This is a genomic window from Streptomyces sp. Alt3 (assembly GCF_030719215.1).
GTDB classification, from domain to species: Bacteria; Actinomycetota; Actinomycetes; order Streptomycetales; family Streptomycetaceae; genus Streptomyces; species Streptomyces glycanivorans.
Genome location: NZ_CP120983.1, coordinates 915,229 through 936,061, shown reverse-complemented (window position 1 = coordinate 936,061; position 20,833 = coordinate 915,229). Strand labels below are relative to the sequence as shown.

Annotated in this window: 21 protein-coding genes and 1 pseudogene; 12 read left to right on the top strand and 10 right to left on the bottom strand. The window is 69.8% G+C overall.

Features of this window, described 5'->3' with window-relative positions; translation table 11 throughout:
* Window positions 1-11: 11 nt before the first annotated feature.
* The 3 genes from P8A20_RS04220 to P8A20_RS04210 form a co-directional block, all read right to left on the bottom strand.
* The gene (locus tag P8A20_RS04220; protein ID WP_306102880.1) at window positions 12-497 is read right to left on the bottom strand and encodes an ATP-binding protein; all 486 of its coding nucleotides are present in this window, start codon (window positions 495-497) and stop codon (window positions 12-14) included.
* 184 nt (window positions 498-681) lie between these two features.
* Window positions 682-1,092 carry a VOC family protein gene (locus P8A20_RS04215; RefSeq protein WP_147961472.1) on the bottom strand — a complete coding sequence of 137 codons (411 nt, stop codon included), beginning with the start codon at window positions 1,090-1,092 and terminating at the stop codon, window positions 682-684.
* Between the two features lie 105 nt (window positions 1,093-1,197).
* Window positions 1,198-1,557, bottom strand: coding sequence for a helix-turn-helix domain-containing protein (locus P8A20_RS04210; RefSeq protein WP_306105112.1), 360 nt, complete (start codon window positions 1,555-1,557; stop codon window positions 1,198-1,200).
* 102 nt (window positions 1,558-1,659) lie between these two features.
* Between P8A20_RS04210 and P8A20_RS04205 the strand changes: the two genes are divergently transcribed.
* On the top strand, window positions 1,660-2,040 hold the full coding sequence (locus tag P8A20_RS04205; protein ID WP_306102879.1) for a hypothetical protein: 381 nt from the start codon (window positions 1,660-1,662) through the stop codon (window positions 2,038-2,040).
* 33 nt (window positions 2,041-2,073) lie between these two features.
* Here P8A20_RS04205 and P8A20_RS04200 read toward each other — a convergent pair whose 3' ends face one another.
* Window positions 2,074-3,162, bottom strand: a complete 1,089-nt coding sequence (locus P8A20_RS04200) for a MarR family transcriptional regulator (protein WP_306102878.1) — start codon at window positions 3,160-3,162, stop codon at window positions 2,074-2,076.
* 502 nt (window positions 3,163-3,664) lie between these two features.
* On the opposite strand from P8A20_RS04200, the gene P8A20_RS04195 reads away from it, so the two are divergent.
* On the top strand, window positions 3,665-7,225 hold the full coding sequence (locus P8A20_RS04195; RefSeq protein ID WP_306102877.1) for a WD40 repeat domain-containing protein: 3,561 nt from the start codon (window positions 3,665-3,667) through the stop codon (window positions 7,223-7,225).
* Between the two features lie 15 nt (window positions 7,226-7,240).
* On the opposite strand, the gene P8A20_RS04190 is transcribed toward P8A20_RS04195, so the two are convergent.
* Window positions 7,241-7,540, bottom strand: a complete 300-nt coding sequence (locus tag P8A20_RS04190; protein ID WP_306102876.1) for an NIPSNAP family protein — start codon at window positions 7,538-7,540, stop codon at window positions 7,241-7,243.
* A gap of 311 nt (window positions 7,541-7,851) precedes the next feature.
* Here P8A20_RS04190 and P8A20_RS04185 point away from each other — a divergent pair, with 311 nt between their 5' ends.
* Both P8A20_RS04185 and P8A20_RS04180 read left to right on the top strand, forming a co-directional pair.
* Window positions 7,852-8,730: a helix-turn-helix domain-containing protein gene (locus tag P8A20_RS04185; protein ID WP_306102875.1), complete on the top strand. Its 879-nt coding sequence runs from the start codon at window positions 7,852-7,854 to the stop codon at window positions 8,728-8,730.
* Window positions 8,727-8,930 (top strand): DUF397 domain-containing protein, encoded by a 204-nt coding sequence (locus tag P8A20_RS04180; RefSeq protein ID WP_147958000.1) that lies wholly within the window; start codon window positions 8,727-8,729, stop codon window positions 8,928-8,930. The genes P8A20_RS04185 and P8A20_RS04180 overlap by 4 nt, the downstream gene beginning before the upstream one ends.
* A 180-nt stretch (window positions 8,931-9,110) precedes the next feature.
* Here P8A20_RS04180 and P8A20_RS04175 read toward each other — a convergent pair whose 3' ends face one another.
* Together P8A20_RS04175 and P8A20_RS04170 are read right to left on the bottom strand one after the other, a co-directional pair.
* A complete protein-coding gene (locus tag P8A20_RS04175) occupies window positions 9,111-10,016 on the bottom strand; it encodes a hypothetical protein (protein WP_147958001.1) in 906 nt (301 codons plus the stop codon).
* A 96-nt stretch (window positions 10,017-10,112) separates the two neighbouring features.
* A complete protein-coding gene (locus P8A20_RS04170) occupies window positions 10,113-10,379 on the bottom strand; it encodes a hypothetical protein (protein ID WP_147958002.1) in 267 nt (88 codons plus the stop codon).
* Between the two features lie 180 nt (window positions 10,380-10,559).
* Here P8A20_RS04170 and P8A20_RS04165 point away from each other — a divergent pair, with 180 nt between their 5' ends.
* The gene (locus tag P8A20_RS04165; RefSeq protein ID WP_147958003.1) at window positions 10,560-11,252 is read left to right on the top strand and encodes a hypothetical protein; all 693 of its coding nucleotides are present in this window, start codon (window positions 10,560-10,562) and stop codon (window positions 11,250-11,252) included.
* A gap of 58 nt (window positions 11,253-11,310) precedes the next feature.
* On the opposite strand, the gene P8A20_RS04160 is transcribed toward P8A20_RS04165, so the two are convergent.
* Complete coding sequence (locus tag P8A20_RS04160; RefSeq protein ID WP_261988519.1) at window positions 11,311-12,201, bottom strand: AbfB domain-containing protein; 891 nt, start codon at window positions 12,199-12,201, stop codon at window positions 11,311-11,313.
* A 109-nt stretch (window positions 12,202-12,310) separates the two neighbouring features.
* On the opposite strand from P8A20_RS04160, the gene P8A20_RS04155 reads away from it, so the two are divergent.
* Entirely contained in the window at window positions 12,311-13,264 is a 954-nt protein-coding gene (locus P8A20_RS04155; protein WP_306102874.1) for a MerR family transcriptional regulator, read from the top strand.
* A gap of 207 nt (window positions 13,265-13,471) precedes the next feature.
* On the opposite strand, the gene P8A20_RS04150 is transcribed toward P8A20_RS04155, so the two are convergent.
* Window positions 13,472-13,972 carry a hypothetical protein gene (locus tag P8A20_RS04150; RefSeq protein WP_306102873.1) on the bottom strand — a complete coding sequence of 167 codons (501 nt, stop codon included), beginning with the start codon at window positions 13,970-13,972 and terminating at the stop codon, window positions 13,472-13,474.
* Window positions 13,973-14,009: 37 nt separating this feature from the next.
* Entirely contained in the window at window positions 14,010-14,633 is a 624-nt protein-coding gene (locus P8A20_RS04145) for a 3'-5' exonuclease (protein WP_306102872.1), read from the bottom strand.
* A gap of 335 nt (window positions 14,634-14,968) precedes the next feature.
* Here P8A20_RS04145 and P8A20_RS04140 point away from each other — a divergent pair, with 335 nt between their 5' ends.
* The 6 genes and pseudogenes from P8A20_RS04140 (at window position 14,969) to P8A20_RS04115 (ending at window position 20,797) form a co-directional block, all read left to right on the top strand.
* Complete coding sequence (locus tag P8A20_RS04140) at window positions 14,969-16,156, top strand: cytochrome P450 family protein (protein ID WP_306105111.1); 1,188 nt, start codon at window positions 14,969-14,971, stop codon at window positions 16,154-16,156.
* 203 nt (window positions 16,157-16,359) lie between these two features.
* Complete coding sequence (locus P8A20_RS04135; protein ID WP_306105110.1) at window positions 16,360-17,322, top strand: arabinan endo-1,5-alpha-L-arabinosidase; 963 nt, start codon at window positions 16,360-16,362, stop codon at window positions 17,320-17,322.
* Window positions 17,304-17,456, top strand: coding sequence for a hypothetical protein (locus tag P8A20_RS04130; protein ID WP_306102871.1), 153 nt, complete (start codon window positions 17,304-17,306; stop codon window positions 17,454-17,456). Before P8A20_RS04135 ends, P8A20_RS04130 begins: the two co-directional genes overlap by 19 nt.
* A gap of 67 nt (window positions 17,457-17,523) precedes the next feature.
* A complete protein-coding gene (locus tag P8A20_RS04125) occupies window positions 17,524-18,312 on the top strand; it encodes an ATP-grasp domain-containing protein (protein ID WP_306102870.1) in 789 nt (262 codons plus the stop codon).
* A gap of 314 nt (window positions 18,313-18,626) precedes the next feature.
* Window positions 18,627-19,592 (top strand): annotated as a pseudogene (locus P8A20_RS04120) (pectinesterase family protein); the annotation flags it as partial.
* Window positions 19,593-19,789: 197 nt separating this feature from the next.
* The gene (locus P8A20_RS04115; RefSeq protein ID WP_147958010.1) at window positions 19,790-20,797 is read left to right on the top strand and encodes a LacI family DNA-binding transcriptional regulator; all 1,008 of its coding nucleotides are present in this window, start codon (window positions 19,790-19,792) and stop codon (window positions 20,795-20,797) included.
* The last annotated feature ends 36 nt before the right edge of the window (window positions 20,798-20,833 follow it).

The window sequence follows — 20,833 nt, the reverse complement described above, 5'->3', positions numbered from 1 at the left end:
CGTGATACTGCCTACTGGCTGGAATCCTGCTGCTCCGGGAACAGGGAGACTTCGAGGACCGCCCACACCGTCTTGCCCGGCCCGTCCACGCAGGGGTACCAGCCCCAGCGGTCGGCCAGCGCGGCGACCATCAGGAGGCCGCGGCCGCCCTCCTGATCGGGTGAGGCAGGACCGGCGGGGGTAGGGAGGCATGCGCCCCGGGTGTCCGTGACCTCGATGCGGATGGCCGTGCCCTCGGCGACGAGACGGAGGCGGAAGTCGCGGCCGTGTACGTGGCCGTGGCGCACCGCGTTGTTACTGAGCTCGGCGACGGTCAGCGTCAGCGCGTCGTGCGCCTCACACCCGTACGGGATGCCCCAGGCGTCGAGTCGCTCGCCGGCCAGGTGCCGGGCGAGGCGGGCACCGCGCGGCGTCGAGCTGAAGCGCATCGTGAAGTGGTGCCAGGTGAAACGGGGTTGTGCGGGACGCAGGGGGAGGGGTGGCTGCTTACTGGTCATGCCTCAACGCTGGCGCTCGTGGCCGAGCGTGACCAGTGGTGACGCGCTGTCGCCAGGCGGCTGTACGTGGCGCGTGCCGACCTGTACGCAGGAGGGGAGAGCGCGCGGGCGACCGTCCGGGGCGGGCGCGGCCGGCGTCGGTGGCGAACCGCCACTGGCGTCCGAGCGCCCCCGCCTTCGGTTCTCAGCCCTTCAGCTGGGTGAAGCGGAGGTGGTTGCCGAAGGGATCGCGCAGACCGCAGTCGATTCCGTACGGCCTCTCCGTCGGCTCGTCGGTGAACTCCACGCCCCGGGCCAGCAGTGTCTCGTACGTCTTGCGGCAGTCGTCCGTGGTGAGAATGAGCGCGCTGCCCAGTGCCCCCTTGGTGAGCAGTTCGCGGATCTGCTCCGCCGTCTCCTCGGACACCGCCGGAGGGCCGGGCTTCTCCAGCAGGACCTGGCGGTCCGGATGCCCGGGGACGCTGACCGTGAGCCAGCGCATGAAGCCCATGTCGACATCGGCATTGACCTCCAGGCCGAGCTTGCCGACGTAGAAGTCGAGGGCCTGGTCCTGGTCGAGGACGTAGATCTGTGAGTGCGTGATCGCGTTGAACATGTGGACCACGCTAATCGGCGGGACCGGCGAAAACTTATCCGAAACTGCTCGGTCGGCGGTCGGCGGTCGGCGGTCGGCGGCCGGTGGCCGGTGCCGACAGGCGGTTCAGGCGCTCGGCCGCGTCCACGCCTTCGTGAAGCACGTGGGTACGTCCGTGGCCGCCGACTCGTTGCGGTACGTCCTCGGCGACCGGCCGACGATGTCGCGGAACGTGCGGCTGAACGTGCCGGTGCTGCCGAAGCCGACCTCGTAACAGATGTCCGTGACGCTTCGGTCGCTCTCCCGCAGCAGGAACATCGCCCGCTCGACGCGTCGGCGCTGGAGGTAGCGGTGCGGGGTCTCACCGAAGGTGCTGCGGAAGGTGCGGGCGAAGTGTGCCGGGGAGACGTGGGCGATCCGGGCGAGGGCAGGCACATCCAGCGGCTGCGCGTACGCGCGGTCCATCGCGTCCCGCGCCCGGAGCATACGGCGGTTGGTCTCTTCGGTGTTGCGGCTCACGGCACCATCCCACCACAGGGCGGTCCGGTGCCGGAGGGCTGTGTCGTACCCGCTCAGTAGGCTCGGACCATGAGCGTCTCCCTCTACTACTGCGCGAGCCGGACCGCACCGCTGACCGATGCCGAGACGGCCGCTGTCGAGCGGATCGTCGCCGCGCACCGGGCGTCCTTCCCGTACGAGGACCAGGAAAGCCTGTACCTCTACGACAGCGACGACAGCCGACCGGACGAGGTCGTCGCCGGTTCCACCAAGATGCCGTTCGACCCCGACATGGTGTTGCCGGTGCTCGACCATGTGCTGGGCTCCGTCTCCGAGTTGCGCCGCGCCCTGCCAGGAGCGGAGTGGCGCGTGCACATGGATGACCTCGACGTCCCGTGGGGCGAGGCCGAGGGCTACGCCTTCCCCGGCATGCGCGATCCGGACCTGGCCACCGAGCTGGGCGGCCTCTGAGGCCCTCGTCCGCCGTGTGAGCGGGTGCTGCGGTCAGGGCAGTCGTGTCAGCTCGCGGAGTCGGCCGACCAGCGCGTGGACGTCGCGTTCGACCGGCGGACCGGTGGGCGTTGTCGGAGTGGTGTCCGACTCGGCGGCGCGGCAGCCCCGGCACTGGCCGTCGGGCAGTGCTTCGGGCGCGCCGGGACGGCCGCACTCGGTGCACTCCGCCAGCAGGCGACGCCCCCTGGTGACGGCTGTCGCAGGGGCGGTGCTGCTGGCCAGCTGCGGTGGCAGCTTGTCGGTGAGGCGGCGGCGTACGAGGCCCACGGGGGAGCCCACCTGCGCGGGGAGGCCCGCCGTGAGGGCCTGGGTGAGGTAGTCGGCATCCACGCCGCGTGAGAACCAGGCGGCGGCCAGGGGCTCAAGGACGCGGCAGTCGGCTGCGGAGAGGGCCAGGCGTGCGTCCGCGCGGCCGAGCTGGGCCAGCGCGAGGTACGCGGGAGAGGGAGCGGCCTGGGACGCCCCGTGCGTGCGCTGCTCGGGCACGGCAGGGGGTGCGGGCGCGGGGTGCGTCGCGCATGCGGCGGCGGCTTCGGAGGCGACCTCGGCCTGTTGCGGGGCGGGCTCGGGCGGTGCGGCCGGTGAGGTGGCCGCGTTCTGGGGTGACGCAGCGACCGGGGCCTGCGTACGGGCGTCGGCCGACGGGGGAGCGAGTGTCGCTTCGGGCGCGGGGTTGCTGCTCTCGGTGGTCAGGAACGCGTCCCACCACTCGTTGTCCCGTGCCGTGCGGGACCAGTAGGTGCGGGACACCCAGCGGACCTGGTCCCGCTCACCGGTCAGGCAGCGTACGCGCCGCAGGTGTCCCGCTACTCCGAGGGCCTTCAGGGCGCTGGAGACGGCCATCTGACCGTACAGGGGCAGGTTTCTGGCCAGCGACTTGATGTCCATCGCCGCGCCTTCGGGGAGCCGGTCGACGTATCCGGCGATGTACCGCTCCCGTTCCGGCATCAGGGCGAAGTCATCGGCCCGGGACGCGCGTTGCCCTGACGCGGCTCGTTTGCCGTAGCCGGGGCGGGCCTTCGCGTACGGGCGGGAGGATGCGGGTGCGGGAAGGGCAGGGCTAGGGTGCTCGGTAGCCACGAGATCGTCCGTTTCGATCTTGGGGTGAGACCCCGGCCTGGTGCTTGTTACACCGCGTCGGGGTCGCTTCGTTGGGGGCACCGTAAGCAGTCGTGACGGCGTGCTGCAAGCTGATCACGTTTAGTCATATCAGCTGGCCGTGGCGGGGTAGGGGGGTGGGGAGGTTTCCCCAAAACCCTTCTTTCACCTACCGGGTGGACCACATCGCTCGAATCCCGGAGCCCGCGTCCCGGCTCTCGTGTCCCGAAGCTCAAGCGTCGGGTCCGGCCCCTGAGGGCGTCCCCCTGACGAGTGAACGGCCATACCCCGGCGCTCGAAGCTCGCCGCCCGAGTCCCGAGTTCTGGGGCTACTGCTCACGCACTTCTCGCCGCGTCACACCGATGGCTTGTTCTCTCACACGCTGTTGAGATCGAACCGGTGCAGCCCTGAAGATGGCTGGGGCGACAAGAAACGGGGGCACGCTGTGCTGCGGAGCGAAGACGGCCTGACCGTCGGTGCGCCATGAGGCAGCGGATGCAGCTCGCGCTTCAAGTGATGCTGGTATTGGTCGCGAGCCTGTTCGGCATCGTCACCAACTACGCCACCGGCGCCGACGAAGCTCCCTGGCTGTTGCAGGTCATCCAGCAGGCTTCCGTCCCCGCGATCGGTGTGCTGGTCGTCGCGATGGTGGTGGGCCAGGTCGTGGTGTACCGGTTGGAGAATCCTGCGCCACCGCAGGCCGACTGGCCACGTGACCGGGTCCCGTACCCCGGACTGGACGCCTTCGCGGAGGACGAAGCGGCTGTGTACTTCGGCCGGGAGGCCTTGGCCGCCGAGTTGACCCGCAGGCTGCACACTTCCCCGGACAGGCCGACCGACCGCTTCCTCGTCCTCGTCGGCGCGTCAGGGAGCGGGAAATCCTCCCTGGTCAGAGCTGGTGTCATGCCTCGCCTACGAGAGCGTCGTTGGACGCTGATCCCTGCCTTCACTCCAGGGACGAACCCGCTGGCCGCGATGGCCGCGGCCATCGCGGCCGCAGGTGGAGGACAGGAATCCGCGGGTGCGGTCCTGCGGCGTCTGCGACAGGGCCCCACTGCGCTGAGGACCGAACTGACCCGCCTGCGCGGCGGCCGGTTCCGACGCGTGCTGCTGGTGGTGGACCAGTTCGAAGAGGTCGTCACCCTCGCCGGTGATCGGGAACGCGCTCAGTTCCTCGACGCGCTCCGCATGTGTGTGGAGCAGGACCCGGGCGTCCGCGTGCTCGCCACCCTGCGGGTGGACTTCCTTGCTCGGCTCCTGACTAGGGGCCACGCCGAGATCTGCCAACACCCCGTCACCGTCGGCGCGCTCGGCAGGAGCCAGTTCACGCAAGTCGTGGAGAGCCCGGCCGCACTGGTGGGCCTCTCCTTCGCACCGGGCGTCGTAGACGCCATCGTCGACGACGCCGGCACGGACGACGCTCTACCGCTGCTCGCCTACCTCCTCCAGGAGCTCTACTTCGCCTCCGGCCCGGGCGGGACCGTCACCGAGGAGCTGTACCGCGAATTGGGCGGCGTGGCGGGCGCCCTCGCACGGCAGGCCGACCACACGGTGTCCGAGCTCGACCATGCAGACGGGATCGCGTTCGTCCTGCGCGTGCTCCTCCGGTTCGTGACGGTCCAAGGTCAGGAGGTGGCTCGGAAACGCGTCCCGCTGTCCGAGCTCACCGACCGGGAACGGCACGTCGTGGAGGCCTTCATCGACGCACGTCTGTTGATGTCCGACGCGGCCGGCGACGGCACCCCCGGTCAGGAGGAGCCCTACGCACAGGTGACGCACGAGGCGCTGTTCCGCCAGTGGGCCCCGCTCCGCCAGGAGGTCGAGTCACGCGTGGACCAACTGCGCGAGCGCGCCGAGCTGGAGCGGTGGGCCGAGGACTGGGAACGCTCCGGCCGCAGTGACGACTACCTCCTCACCGGGGAGCGCCTCACGCTGGCCCGGCGCAGGCTCGCCGCGCTGGAGCAGGCAGGCATCGCGTCCGAGCCGGTCCGTGTGCTGGTGCATTCTTCACAGCGGCGCGATCTGGCCTTCCTCCGTCGCGTGTCGGACAGCATCGGCCAGTACGCGCTCGGAAGCGCGGAGACGCACCCGGAGCGAGCAGTGCTCCTGTCCCTGGCCGCGCTCGGCGAATGCACGCCGACTCCCTCGGCCCGCCGCGGCCTCATGGCGGCGCTCGCGGCGAGCCACCTCCGCACGCGTGTGGATGCGCACACGGACACCGTCAGGCACATCGCCTGGTCACCGGACGGCCGACGGCTGGCCACCGCATCACGTGACGGCAGTGCCCGCATTCTGGAAGCCCGGTCCGGGCAGTCGCTGCTCGTCCTGCCGTCCGACGGGGCGATGGTCGAGTCGGTCGCATGGTCGCCGGACTCCGCGCACGTCGCGACAGCGGGGCGAGAACGTGTCGTGCGAATCTGGGACGCCGCCTCGGGCGCGTCCGTCCGGCTGCTGACCGGAGCCACGGACATCGTGAGGCAGGTGGCCTGGTCACCTGACGGACAGTACGTCGCCGCCAGTTCGAAGGACCGTGTCGTACGCGTGTGGGAGGCCGGGACGGGAAGCCTCGCGCAGGCTTTGGAAGGGCACCGGGACGACGTCTGGGGCGTCACATGGTCGCCGGACAGCACCCGGCTCGCCTCGGCCTCACATGACCAGACGGCCCGCGTGTGGGACCTTGCCACCGGTGCCACCGATGTCGTACTGGAAGGCCATACGGACTTCGTCGAAGGGATCGCCTGGTCGCCGGACGGTCTCTCCCTCGCCACGGGCAGCGGTGACCACACCGCCCGCATCTGGGACGCCCGGACCGGTGCCCTACGGCTGCTGGTGCGCGGCCACACCGACTACGTGTGGAACCTGGCCTGGTCCCCGGACAGCCAAGCCCTCGCTTCCGCGTCCTCCGACCACACCGTGCGCCTCGTCAGCGCCCAGGACGCGAAGGTCCTGGCCGTGCTGCGGGGGCACAGCGACACGGTCTGGGGCGTGACCTGGTCGCCCTCCGGCACTCAGCTCGCCACCAGCTCGACCGACGGTTCGGCGATCGTGTGGGACCTGCGGCCACGAGGAGCGGAGGTCGTCGCGGCCGACGGGCACCGCGGCCCGGTGAACCAGGCCTCCTGGTCCGCCGACGAGCAGCGGATCGCCACCGCATGCGACGACGCGACCGTACGTCGCTGGTCCGCGAGCGACGGAAGCCCTGAGGGGGAGCCGCTGAGGCTCGACGACCGGGTCTGGAGCGTGGCGTGGTCCCCGCTGACCCAGGACGGCAGGTTCGCGCTCAGCACGAACGACGGTCTCTTCCGCATCCTGGACGACACCGGTGCCGTGCTGGTCGAGCAACGGGGAGAGGTCGTCGAGTCGTGCACCTGGTCACCCGACGGCCGCCGCATCGCAACCGGCGGACACGACGGCATCGTGCGCGTACGGGACGCGGACACCGGCGCCGAGCTCACTTCTCTGGCCGGCCACCAGGACTGGGTCGGACGCATCGCCTGGGCGCCCGGCGGGCGACTCATCGCCAGCGCATCGGACGACCGCACCTGCCGCCTCTGGGACGTCGCGGAGAGCCGCCAGCTCACCGTCCTGCGAGGCCACGACAACTACGTCGACGACGTTGCATGGTCCCCGGACGAACAACGGATCGCCACGGCCTCCGGCGACTGGACGGTGGCGGTGTGGGAGGTCACCACGGGCCGCCGCACGGATGTGCTCAAGGGCCACGAGGGGCGCGTCCGCTGCGTGGCCTGGTCACCCGACGGCCGCTTCATCGCCAGCGGCTCGGACGACCGGACAGTACGTGTCTGGAGCGCCGACACCTTCGAGGAGGTCGCCGTCGTAGGCGTCCACCAGGACAAGGTCTCGTCGGTCGCATGGTCCCGGGACGGCACCCGGCTGCTCACCGCCTCCTTCGACGGCACAGCCCGCATCTGGTCCGCGGACCCCGACTACGACCGGCTGGAAGCCCATGCCCGGGGGCGTGTGTTCCGGACCCTCGACGAGGACGAACGGCGACGGCACCTGCTGCCCCTGGCGGGGGCGTAGACGGCGCGCGTCGGCTCAGTACCACTCCTCCACCGTCCGCTCCTCGGTGCTGACGAGATAGTCGTCCGGATCGAGATCCATCGACCTGCGGGCCGGTGAGTCCCAGTACATCGCGTTGCGCTCCGCGAACGTCTCCGGACCCTCGTAGGAGATCAGCCAGACGAACTGGTTGTGCTCCCGGTCGACCCAGGCGCCGCCGATCGCGAACCCCAACTCAAGACGCAACGGCAGGATGTCGGCCTTCCACCGCTGCGCCCACTCGTCCAGCAGGCCGTCGCGGACGGTGTAGATGCGGAGCTGGGTGGTCTTGGCCATGAAGAGTGTCCTCTCGCGGGTTGACACGGTGCGCCACCGCAGAGGCTATGTGATCCACGGGTGGCGGGGATGGATGAGCGTAGGCCCGCTCGTACCCACTCTTTGGAGGGACCTGCCCGCGAACGCTGTGCAGGCGTGCGAGCAGGTGATTACGGTGCCCGAGCGGGACCTGGCAAGGCGGGCGCGGTGGTTCGGGGGCCGCAGACGTGGGTGATGTCGTCCTGCTGGTCGAGCTGTGAAGTGCTGTCTGCTGTGTGACGGTTGGGCGCGACGGACGTGGTGCGTGTGCGTACGGGGACAGGCGGTGGCGGATGACGCAGGACGAGATGGATGCCGGTGTGGGAGCGGGGGAGGGCGGGGAGACCCCGTCGGGCACCCAGCCGGAGGACAAGGCGGAAAACGGAGTTGCGGTCGCGTTCGGCCGGCAGTTGAAGCTGCTGCGGGTGCGGGCGGGGCTGGACCGGGTGGAGTTCGGCAAGCGGGTGGGGTACGCGGCACAGTCCGTCGCGTCGTTCGAGCAGGGGCGGCGGATTCCGCAGCCGGAGTTCATCGACAAGGCGGACCGCGTGCTGGACGCCGGGGGGCTGCTCGTGGCGTTGAAGGAGGAGCTGGCCCGGTCGCAGTACCCGGCGTTCTTCCGGGATGCTGCGCGACTGGAGGCGAAGGCGGTAGCCCTCTGTGTGTACGGGCTTTATGCGGTGCCAGGCCTGTTGCAGACGGCTGACTATGCGCGGGCAGGATTCCAGCAGGAACGGCCGTTGCTCGACGACGAGGTCATTGAGCAGGGAGTGTCTGCTCGACTGGCCAGGCAGGAGATCTACGATCGACGCCCAGCCCCGCTGTTGAGCTTCATTGTGGATGAGGCTGTACTTCGCAGGCCGATCGGTGGGTGGACAACGCTGCACGGCCAGCTGGAACACATGCTGCGCCTTGGTGACAAGCGCAACGTCGAAGTGCAGGTGATGCCCCTCGACCGTGAGGACCATGCGGCACTCGGCGGACCATTCACGCTGATCGACACGGCGCAGGGGCAGCGCATCGCCTATGCCGAAGTGCAGGGCGACAGCCGTCTCTACACGGGCCGTGCAGCGGTCCGCGAGCTCGAAGCCCGCTATGGCATCATCCGGTCACAGGCTCTCACTCCTCGTGAGTCCTCGGAGTTCATCGAGAAGCTTCTGGGAGAGAAATGACTATTCACCACACCAGGCTGGCGACCCTCGATTTGGCGTGGTCCAAGAGTAGTTACAGCACCGGCAACGGCGGCGAGTGTGTCGAGTTCGCGGCCGCAGCAGACCACGTGCACATCCGGGACTCGAAGCAGGCCGACGGCCCCGTCCTGACGATAGGGCCAGAGGCCTGGGCCGGGTTCGTAGGGGTCGTTGCCGGCTGATCGACGTGCGTAGAGGGGCCGCCGCGACGCCGAACCAGCGTTGCGGTGGGTCCCACCCATCACCCTCTCCGCTCTGCGGGTCCTGGTCATCAGCGACGTACGGCCGCAACGGTCGGTCCGGGTCCGCGGAGACCGCCCAGGAGGGCGCGCTGCCCGCCGGTGCCTGAAAGGCCATGGAACTCAGCCCGCGGCGGTCATCCACAGTTCCGTGTCGGTGAGGATCAGTCGGCCCGGCCGCTGGGCTGCGGTGTCCGGGACGACGGCCCGCACCACCGGCTGGTCGCCCTTCTCGACGGTCACCTTCGTGCCGTCGAACTTCGGGGACTCGTCGCTGACCGCCGCCCGAAGATCGGCCTCCAGCTTCTTGGCCGCCGCTTCGTCCTTCACCACGAAGCACAGCACCTCGGTGTTCTTGGCCGCGGACTCCGCCTGCTGGCCCAGAGCGGCCAGGCGCACGGGGTTGGGGGAGCTGAGCGGGTTGAAGTCCGCGCGGTAGACGTCGCCCAGGCACTCGGCCGCGCGACGGAACTCCTTGTCGTCCGCCAAGGAGGAACCGTCCTTCGGGGTGACGGCCGACATGGGGTCGGAGTCCCGGGCCGAATAGGAGATCTCGTCCTCCGAGAACTTGAGCGAGACGCCCTTCCCCTCGGGATGGGACCAGACCTCCTGGTCACCCTCGTCGTTCTGTGTGTAACCGCTCGACTTCAGCGACTCGGTGATCGCCGACGCGTCGAACGAACCCTTCCAGTGGCCGGCGTCGTCGGTGTCGACCGCGGAGTCGATCTGGCCCTCCTCGAAGTTCCGTCCCAACAGTCCGGGCTGGTACGGATTCAGCAGGGCGCTGCTCGGCTGCGCGATGGAGGCGAACCGCTTCGGGTCGTCCTTGCTCAGCTCACGTACCTCGGCGGCGTCGAGGAAGCTCACCTGCTTCGTGCTGGTGTCGCCTGCCAGGGCTCCCAGTGCGGAGAGCAGTGCGGATCCGCTGTCCCCGTCGTCGGAGTCCGCTGAGCAGCCCGTGACCGAAGCCAGAAGAAGAGTGGCCAGAGCGGTGGCGCCGACGGCTGACTCGCGTGCTGATATGCGCATGGTGGAGCAGCGTACCGATGGTCGGCTCAGGGGTGGCCGTGGGGAGGCCACCCCGGCGCAACGGTCCGTATTCCGGGGTCGGTCGAGCAGGTGTTCTCAGACGATCCGGGTGAGCCTCTTCGCCGTGCTGCAGTGCACGGTCCTCCCGTGCCGCCACAGTTGCACCGCCGTCAGCGTGAGCAGCGCGGCGAACACCAGCAGGAAGATACCCGCGATCACCGTCTGCCGCCCGCCCGCCGCCGAATCGTCGTAGGAGAGCAGGCCGAGGACGGACAGGAGCATGCCCGCCAGGTACACCGAGCGGACACGCCGCAGCTGCCGCAGTGCACGGGGAGCAAGAGCAACACGCTTCACGAGAGCCATGCCTGTCCTCGTACCCCCGTTGGCGGGCGATGAGACGTCGAGCGGTCGATCGGCCCGACGAGTACGCGGGACGGCGGGGGCATGTCGCTCGCCAACCCTGCCTGCGGGTACTACTCACCCACCAAGTATCTTGATCATTGAAATACATTCAGCGGTAAGAGACGTAAGAGGGAGTCCTGAGTGATCTCGTCGGTGTTCGCCGTGCTCGCGGTCGCGCAGTTGTGCCTCGCGGTGTCCGCGGGGCGCTACTGGCGTGCGGCACCAGGGCTGTCGGCCGTCGTGCCGACCCTGGTGTGTTCCGCACTGGTCTGGGACAACGGCGTGATAGCTGTGGGGAGTTCGGTGGGGGCCGGGCCGCTGCTGGAGACGTTGAGCGTCCCCCGCTTCGTGGCGCACGCGCTGCTGACGCCCCTTCTCGTGCTCTGGTCGCTGTCGGCGGCGGAACACGCGGGGCTGCGCTGGGCGAGGCGTAGGGCGGTGCGGGGCGCTGCCGCCGGCCTGACCGTTCTGCTGGTGGCAGCAGGGGTGCTCCACGACGTCATCGGCCTGACGCTGCGTACGGAGCGCTGGGCGGACACGCTCCGCTATGTGAACGACGCGGCGTCGCCGACAGGGCCGCTGCCGGCCATCATCACGGGGCTGGTGGTGCTCTCCGCCGGGATCGTGCTGTGGCGGTCCACCGGGTTCGCCTGGCTGGCGGTCACCGCCGCCGTGATGGTCGTTGTATCCGGGGCGGCCGTCCAGGTGCCCGTGCTCGGCAACGCCGGTGAAGTCGTCCTCGACATCGGGCTGCTCCTGACCGTACGCAGGCTGCTGCCCGGGCGTGCGTCCCGGTCCAGCGCCGGGACCGCCCCCGCCGAGTCGGCTCCGTAGCCGGAAGAGGCGCTGTCGAGGCCGGCCGGGCCGCCGCCCGGCCTGCCTCCTCGTCAGCTCACCAGGCTCGGAAAGTCGCCTCCGGCCGGTCGGCGGCGGTGACCTCCTCGACGTACAGCAGAGCGTCGCGGTGCCTCAGGTGGAGGCCGGGTGAACCGAAGAACTCGAAGGACACCAGGGACCGGTCGGACAGGCCCGGCACGCGCCGCCACGTCGCGTCCGCGCGGAAGCCCGCGTCGTCGGTGCGCTGATCGATCCACACCTCCCCGTCCCGCTGCCGGAGGAACGTTCCGGGGAAGTTGACCGACTCCAGTGACACGGCCGCCGGGTCGGCCAGGCCGGGCACCACCTTCCACCGCATGTCGGCGTACGGCGTGACGTCGGCATCCACCCGGCCGCGGCTCCACGCGTGGCGGATAAACCGGTTCGGCGCGTCGGCCGACTCGAACGTGAACACGTTGGAGCGGACGGAGGCGTTGTCGAAGCGTGCGACAGGCTCGGCAGCGCCCGGCGCACCGGCCTGCGACGGCTTCCGGGTGCCGGCGTGTACCCCGTTGGCGCCGGAGGCGAAGGACGCGTCAGTCGTCCTGATGTACCAGATGTCGGTGCCCGGCACGTTGAGGATCGAGTTGTGCCCGGATCCCCGGGCGACCGCCGGGTCCTGGGCCAGCACCCTGTCGATCTTCCTGAACGGGCCGGTGGGGGAGTCCGACATCGCGTACGAGACCGAGTAGTCCGGGCCGGTCCAGCCGCCTTCGGACCACATCATGTAATAGGTGCCGTCGCGCTTGAACATGAAGGAGCCCTCGGTGTAGTTCTCCGGGGTGATCTCCTTGTACGTCGACCCGTCGGGGAAGGTGCCGAGGCTGGTCATGTCCGGATTCAGCTCGACGACGTTCGCGTGGCCCCACCCGCCGTAGTACATGTACGCCTGACCGTCGTCGTCGATGAAGACGAGTCATTGTCAAGACTTGTGGATTGGCGACCCAGTGAGGTGTAAGCACCAGCGGTAAGACTGGGCTTGAGTCTCCCGTAGGGGGAGACACGAAGGTGCAGGCATGGACGGCGACACGCTCTTCACGATTGGGGCCCTGGCCCGGCGGACCGGGCTGACTGTCAAGACCATTCGGTTCTACTCCGACACCGGAATCGTGCCGCCGACAGACCGCAGCCCGGCTGGCTACCGTCTCTATGACATCGGCGCACTGGCGCGCCTGGATCTGGTGCGCACCCTGCGTGACCTGGGGCTCGACCTTGCTGTCATCCGGCAGGTGCTGGACCGCGAGGTTTCGGTGCCCGAGGTCGCGGCCGCACACGCCGACGCCCTGGAAGTACAGATCCGCACTCTCCGACTGCGGCGCGCGGTGCTGCGAGCGGTGGCCAAACGGGACTTCACCCCCGAGGAAATGGACCTCATGCACAAGTTTGCCAAGCTCTCCGAAGACGAACGACGACGCCTCATCACCGACTTCATCGACGACACCTTCGGCGGGTTCGAGGCCAACGCCGACTTCGTCGACATGATTCGCTCGGCCATGCCCGAACTGCCGGACGACCCCGAACCCCATCAGGTCGATGCCTGGGTGGAACTCGCCGAACTCACCCAGGACCCCGACTTCCGCGCCTCCGTCCGCCGCATGGCGGAGTACCAGGCAGCCGAGCGCGCCCAAGGCGACGTCACCGGCTTGCACCACGACCTCACCGAAACCGTCCGCGACAACGTCGGCCGCGCGCTCGATGCCGGCATCGCTCCGGCCTCGGCCGAGGCCGCACCCATCATCGACACCCTCACCGCTCGTTACGCGCAAACCTTCAGCCGCGCCGACGACGCTGACTTGCGCCACTGGCTGCTGACACGCCTGGATATCGCCGGCGACCCCCGCGCGGAACGCTACTGGCACCTGCTGGCCGTCACCAACGGATGGCCCACCTCGCCCAGCCTGGCACCGGTGTTCACGTGGTTCACAGAAGCCCTGCGCACTCACACCCCGCAGCAGACCCGCGTGCAGTAGTCCCAGGCCTGGCGGTCGCTCGGATCCTCGCGGCTCGATCACGCCGCGGGGATCTCGGAGCGTTCGACACGGAGACCGTTCGAGGTTCCAGGGCGGTGTGGGCTCGGCAGCCCCTGTACTACGTTGGAAATTGCAATGACGTGAGCATCACAACATGGGTGCGGCGCTCTGTCCACCCTGCCCTCACCGCCCCGACGCCGCCCCCGGCTACGGGCAGCGACCCTCGTCCACGGTGACGGTGAGAGTCAACTCGACGCTGTCCAGGGTGGGTTCGGGCTCGGGCGGGGACACGCCCAGGCAGTAGACCGTGTCCACGTCCTCGGTGCTGACCTCGAATCGGTCCACAGTCGCATCGGCGTCCTGGTCGTAGGTGTCGTCCACCTCCGAGACACTCACCGCGCCGCCGGTCGAGGGGCCCTCGCCGCTGTCCTCGATCGCGTCCCGGATCATGCTGCCGTAACCGCCCGTCCAGGAGGCGAACTTCTGGTCCTCGGACTCCAGGGCCCCTGCCGCGGAGTGGACGGCGTCGCGCAGTTCGCCCTCACTCCACGACGAACTCGCGCGGAGGTGGTAGAGGGCGCCCGCAGCGAACAGCAAGGAGCCGATGATGAGGGCGAGGCCTATCGGGTTGCGTGGGTTGTAGACGTATCGGGTGGTCCCCCACTCCGAACGTCTGAAGACGGGCTCGTCGTCGTGATCTCTGCGCACAGGACGAGCCTACGGGCTGCCCCATGGCTCTCGGTGATCAAGCCCCGGACGCCCCGCCTGGTGGAGGCGCCACCTGGACGGTTGTGGCTGCGGCCGGCCACGCCCCGCGGTCCGACAGATCGAGGACGAGTGCGGCGATGTTCCACGCGTCGTCCTCGCCGCGGTGATGGCGCCCTTCGAGCGGCAGCCCGGCGATCCGCAGAGCCTGGTCCATGCCTGGCTTCCTGCGCAGCCCGTATGCCTCGGTGAACACGGCCTTGGCGTCGGTGTGGGTGCGTTCCGTCGGATACCCGAACGGACAGGCCACCGCGTCGGCCCGGCACTGCCGCGCGAACTGCCGTCGGTCGTACTCGCCCCAACTCGCCCAGGGGCGTTCCCCGGCGCCGTACTCCTCCACGAGGATCCGGCACGCCTCCGCGAAGGTGGCGCCCCTGTTCACCTCGGCCTGCGTCAGTCCTGTCAGCTGGGTGCAGAAGCCGCTCACGGCCGACCGTGCGGGGCGGACCAGGATGCGGTGACGGGACGAACGGCGTCCCGCCGGCAGGTCCACGACGGTGAGACCGATCTCGATGATCTCGTTCACGGAGCCGGGAGGTGGCTGTCCGTCCCAGCAGGTGGCTTCGACATCGATGACGTTCAGCAGGGTGGTCCCTTGGCGCATGGGGCTGAGAGTAGGGTCGCGCCCCGGGTTGCGGCACCTCCTTTTCCATGGGCGCCGGTGTCGCGATCACCCCCGAAGTCTCACCCAACTTCCCTATAGTGGGGCCGCGTTGACCGCACGGCCGCAACGCGTGAAGCCGCCTCCCGGGAGTCCGGACGATGACGCCCTTCTTGCTCGCCGCGCTTGCAGCCGGTGGCGGCTGTCCCGCGCACGCCGCCACCACGCCCGTCCGCCCTCCTGCGCGGGACGAACGCGCTGCCCGTCCGGTTCGCTCCCGTACAGACGACAGGAGACCAGCTGTGAAGTGCCCGTACGCCACCGTGGTGATCGACCCCATGGTCCAGGACCTCGACGGTGAGACCGAACAGCTGCGGGCTTCCGCCCCGCTCGCCCGCATCGAGCTCCTCGGAGTCCCCGCCTGGACCGTCACCCGGCACGCCGAGGCGCGCCGACTCCTGCTCGACGCACGCCTGGTGAAGGACCTGGCTGCCTGGGGGCTCTGGCAGCGTGGGGAGGTCACGCACGCCTGGCCGCTGATCGGCATGATCGACGCGGGGCGCTCCATGTTCACCGTGGACGGCGAGGAGCACCGCCGGCTGCGGACGAAGACCTCCCAGGCCCTCACCCCCCGACGGCTGGAGGCGATCCGGCCGGACATCGAGAAGTTCACCGAGGAACTGCTGGACGCGCTGGCCGCACAGGGCGAGGACGGGGTCGTCGACCTCAAGGCCGTGTTCGCCCAGCCGCTCCCGATGAAGGTGGTCGGGCTGCTGATGGGGGTGGACGAGGCGCTGCACCCCATGCTGACCCGGCAGTACAAGGCGTTCTTCTCCATGCTCACCCCCCAGGAGGACCGGCTGGCGCTCCTCGCCGAACTCGACGTCTTCTACGCCGAGTTGGTGCGGGAGAAGACCGCGCATCCCACCGACGACCTCACCAGCGGGCTGATTCTCGCGGAGGAGGGCGGGGAGCCCCTCACCGAGGAGGAGGTCGTCGGCAACCTCAAGGCGTTGGTGGCGGCGGGACACGAGACCACGATCGGGCTCATCCTCAACGCCGTACGCGCCCTCCTCGCCCACCCCGGCCAGCTGCGCAAGGTGCTGGACGGCGAGATCCCCTGGGACACGGTGATCGAGGAGACGCTGCGCTGGGACACTCCCACCACCCACCTCCTGATGAGGTTCGCCACCGAGGACATCCAGGTCGGCGACCAGGTCATCGCCAAGGGGGAGGGCGTCGTCATCTCCTACCGGGCCATCGGCCGCGACACCGCCCAGCACGGGGACGACGCCGGCACCTTCGACATCACCCGGCCGACGCCGATACGGCACATGACCTTCGGCCACGGACCCCACATCTGTCCCGGCGCGGCGCTGTCCCGGGTCGAGGCCGGCATCGCGCTGCCCGCGCTGTTCGGACGCTTCCCGGAGCTGAAGCTCGCGATCGAGGACGACGAGATCCGCAGGCTGCCGGTGATGACGCAGAACGACATGGAGGCGTTCCCCGTGCTGCTCCACGGCTGACGCCACTCGGGGGAGTCGCGGCGGGACCGGACATGCTCACGGCGCCGCAACTCCCCTTGGGTCAAAGCTCGTTCGGCATTCCGAACGGCGTCCGGTTTCTCGGTGGAAGTGGCCGGCGCGCGGCAACCGATCCCACCCTCCGCGGCGACTGCGGGGTGGACTGCCCACCCCCGACCCCCCATGGAGGTCCCCTCGTGAGCCGCATGTCGATGAGAGCCCTCGCCGTGGTACCCGCAGCGTTGCTGCTGGCCCTCGTGCCGGGCAGCGCGTCCGCGTACCCCAACCCGGGTGTCGTCAACGGCGACGTCGTCGTGCACGACCCCAGCATGATCCGCAGCTCGTCCGGCCAGTACCTGCTCTACTCGACCGGTGAAGGTCTCCAGGTGCGTACCTCCACCGACCGCACCGCCTTCGGCCGTTCCGGGAACGCCTTCACCACCAAGCCGAGCTGGTGGAAGAACTACTCCTCGGCGTCGGACCCCTGGGCCCCGGACATCTCGTACCGCGGCGGCAAGTACCTGATGTACTACGCCGTCTCGTCCTTCGGCTCCAACACCTCGGCCATCGGTCTGGCCGGCTCCACCACCGGCCAGGCGGGCAGCTGGAGCGACTACGGGATCGTGTACACGTCGAGCTCGTCGAGCGACTACAACGCCATCGACCCCAACCTGTTCGTGGACGACGACGGCAAGTGGTGGCTGTCCTTCGGCTCCTGGTGGACCGGGATCAAGATGATCCGCATCGACCCGTCGACGGGCAAGCAGTACGCCGGGGACACCACCCGCCGTTCCCTGGCCTCCCGGCCCACCGGTACCAAGGCGGTCGAGGCGCCGTCCATCGTGAAGCGGAACGGCTACTACTACCTCTTCGCCTCGTACGACACCTGCTGCGCGGGCACCAGCTCCACGTACAAGATCAAGGTGGGCCGGTCGAGCAGCGTCACGGGCCCCTACACGGACCGCAACGGCGTCGGCATGCTCAACAACGGGGGCACACCCGTCCTGGAGTCGCACGGCCGGTACATCGGGCCCGGCGGCCAGTCGATCCTGGCGGACTCCGACGGCGACCTCCTCGTCTACCACTACTACGACGGCCAGGACAACGGCACCCCGAAACTCGGTGTCAACCTTCTGAACTGGAGCAGCGGGTGGCCCGTCGCCTACTGACCCTGCTGGGCGCCCTCCTGCCGACGCTCGCCCCGGGCCGGCCGGCGTCCGCGTGGGCAGCCGCGGGCCGTCCTCGCAGGTGGACCCGGCTGAACGACGCCTGCCGGCAGTTCGAGCTCGTCCCGGTCCCCTGAGGCCGCCCCCGGCCTGATCCGGGCCCGCCGCAGCTCACGGGCCACCCCGCCCGTAGGCTGCGGCGGCATGGCTGATCTCCTCGCCCTCGCGCCATACCGTTCCACCACAGCGGCCCTGCTGGCCGGTGCGGCCCGCGAGCGCGGCATGGGCGTGGTCGTCCTGACGCGCGACGGCATCCCCACCCCGCCCCCGCACGGCGTCCGGACGTACTACTACGGTGGTCCGTACTTCGCGGATTCGGCCCTCGGACACCTCGGGGTCGCACTCCTCGAACCGGCCGCCGGCTGGCTCGATTCGCTGCCGTACGCCTTCACGGGCCGACACGTCCGGTGCGTACCGCTCGGTGAGGCCCGCCGCGCACCGGGCCCGCTCTTCGTGAAGCCGCCCACCGACAAGAGCTTCCCGGCCGCCGTGTACGCGGACGGTGAGACCCTTCCTGGGCCAGTGGGCCGCCTCCGGGACGAGGCCCTCGTCCAGATCAGCGAAGTGGTCGCCTGGGTAAGGGAGTTCCGGATCCATCTGCTGGACGGAGAGATACGTACCGGTTCGCGGTACGCCACCTTCGGCAGGCTCGACCCGGCACCCCTGGCCGGCGATCCGGACGAGCCCGCGGTGCGCGACTTCGTCCGACAGCTGACCCGGGCGTGCGGGGACACCCTGCCCAGCGGGGTGGTGCTGGACGTCGGGCTGATGCGTAACGGCGACGACGAGCGGTGGGCGGTCGTCGAGGCGAACATGGCCTGGTTCAGCAACGTGTACGCCGCCGACCCGGCCCGGGCCCTCGACGTGGTGCTCCGTTCGGCTGGGCCCGGGACGTCTGTCCGTGCGCGGGACACACGATTCCGTCGGGCGTGATGCCAGGCTCCGGACCGGCCGGACGCCGACCCGCGCCGAGCCCCGGCCCGCGCCGAGCCCCGGCCCGCGCCGAGCCCCGGCCCGCGCCGAGCCCCGGCGCGGGCGTGACCCGAAGTCCCCGGCAACCTTCGGCGCGGCTGCGGCGACTGATGGGTGGAACCCCACCTCTTCCCCGACGAACGGATCACGCCATGGCAGCCGACCGACCACGACGCGCCGCCCCTCACCCCGGGCCGCGGAGAGCGATGACGGCGGGGGCGGCCGCGCTGCTCGCCGTCGCCACGGTGTGGACCTCCGGGTCCGCGTCCGGCACCGAGGCGGCGACCACCCTCACCGTCGCGAAGGACGGCAGCGGGCAGTACACGACCGTGCAGGCGGCGGTCAACGCCATCCCCGCGGGCAACACCGCACGGGTCGTCGTCTCCATCAGGCCCGGGACCTACCGGGAGCTGGTGAAGATTCCCTCCACCAAGCAGAACGTCACCCTTCAGGGCAGCGGATCGAGCCGCAACGACACCGTCATCGTCTACAACAACGCCTCGGGCACGCAGAAGCCCGACGGCTCCGGTACCTACGGGACCAGCGGCAGCGCGACCGTCGCGGCGGAGGCCAACGGCTTCCAGGCCCGCAACCTCACGATCTCCAACGACTTCGACGAAGCCGCCAACCAGAACATGAGCGGGCTCCAGGCCGTGGCGCTTCGCACCGCGGCGGACAAGGTCTTCCTGGACTCCGTGATCGTCACCGGCGACCAGGACACCCTGCTGCTCGACACCGCCTCCAAGGCGACACTCGGCCGTGTCTTCATGACGAACTCCTACGTCATCGGCAACGTCGACTTCATCTTCGGGCGCGCCACGGCGGTGATCGACAAGTCCGTCATCACACTGAAGAAGCGGTGGGACGGCAGTTCCGCCGGCTACATCGCCGCTCCCAGCACGGCCGCCGACCGCAAGGGCTTCCTGATCACCGGCTCGACCGTCAACGGCGACGTCTCGGCGTCATCGTTCCACCTCGGCCGGCCCTGGCACGCCGGCGGTGACGCCACGCTCGACCCGATGGCCACCTTCCGCGGCACCACGCTCAGCTCGGCGGTCAAGTCCGCTCCGTGGACCGACATGAGCGGCTTCTCCTGGAAGGACGACCGTTTCGCGGAGTACAGGAACACCGGGCCCGGATCCGGCCCGGCGAGCAGCGACCGGCCCCAGCTCACCGACTCCCAGGCCGCGGACCAGGAGACCGCCGACTGGCTGGCGGGCTGGACACCGTCGGCCTCCTGAGACACGGTGTGTGAGGAAGCCGGCCGGTGCCCGAGGTCGGTCGAAGCGCTTCGACGCCACTCTGGACAGTGACTGTGAGCGAGTCTAGGCTCCACGTTGTCTGTGCATGTCAGAGTGCGAAGGGGAGCACAGCAAGGCGCTGTCGAAGCGCTTCACCAGCTCTCCCTTGCGGTCGCCCACTGTAGGGGAGAAGCCGAATGGTCACACTTGCCGAGGTCGCCCAGCACGCCGGAGTCTCAGCGAGCACGGTGAGCTACGTCCTCAGCGGCAAGCGGTCGATCTCGGCCTCCACCCGGGAACGTGTCGAGCTCAGTATCCAGCAGCTGGGGTACCACCCCAACGCCGGTGCGCGTGCTCTCGCCAGCAGCAGATCCAACATCATCGCGCTGATGGTGCCGCTGCGCACGGACATGTACGTCCCGGTGATGATGGAGATCGCCATCGCCGTCGCCACGAGCGCCCGTACGCACGGCTACGACGTCCTGCTGCTCACCGGCGAGGAGGGCCCCGCGGCTGTCCGCCGGATCGCGGGGAGCTCGCTGGCGGACGCGATGATCCTGATGGACGTCGAACTGCACGACGAACGCCTCCCGCTGCTCCGTGACTCGGGACGGACGGCCGTGCTCATCGGCCTGCCCGCGGACACCTCGGGGCTCACCTGTGTGGACCTCGACTTCGAGGCGACCGGGGCACTGTGCGTGGAACACCTGGCCGGCCTCGGGCACCGCGAGGTGGCGGTGATCGGCGAAGCGGCAGCCGTCTACGAGCGCCACACCGGCTTCGCCGAGCGCACGGTGGACGGCATCCGGGCCAAGGCGCACGACGCCGGGGTGCGGATACTGCACCGCCCCTGCGAGGGCGGATACGCGGCGATGGCCGGCACCCTGGCCCGCATCTTCGACGAGCGGCCGGGGACGACCGGCTTCATCGTCCAGAACGAGGCCGCCGTCGAACCGTTGCTCAACCTGCTCCAGCAGCAGGGGCGCGCGGTGCCGGAGGACGTGTCCGTCGTGGCCATCTGCCCCGACCAGGTGGCCACGCAGGCGTCGGTGCGGCTCACGTCCGTCGCCATCCCGGCACAGGAGATGGGGCGCCGGTCGGTGGAACAGGTGGTGGCGAAGCTGGGCGGCCGCGGCACCGACGAAGTGGACCTGCTGGAACCGGTTCTGACGGTGCGTGCGAGCTCGGGGCCGGCACCGGTCTGAGTGCGGGGACGGGCCGGGGGCGCCCCCGGCCCGTCC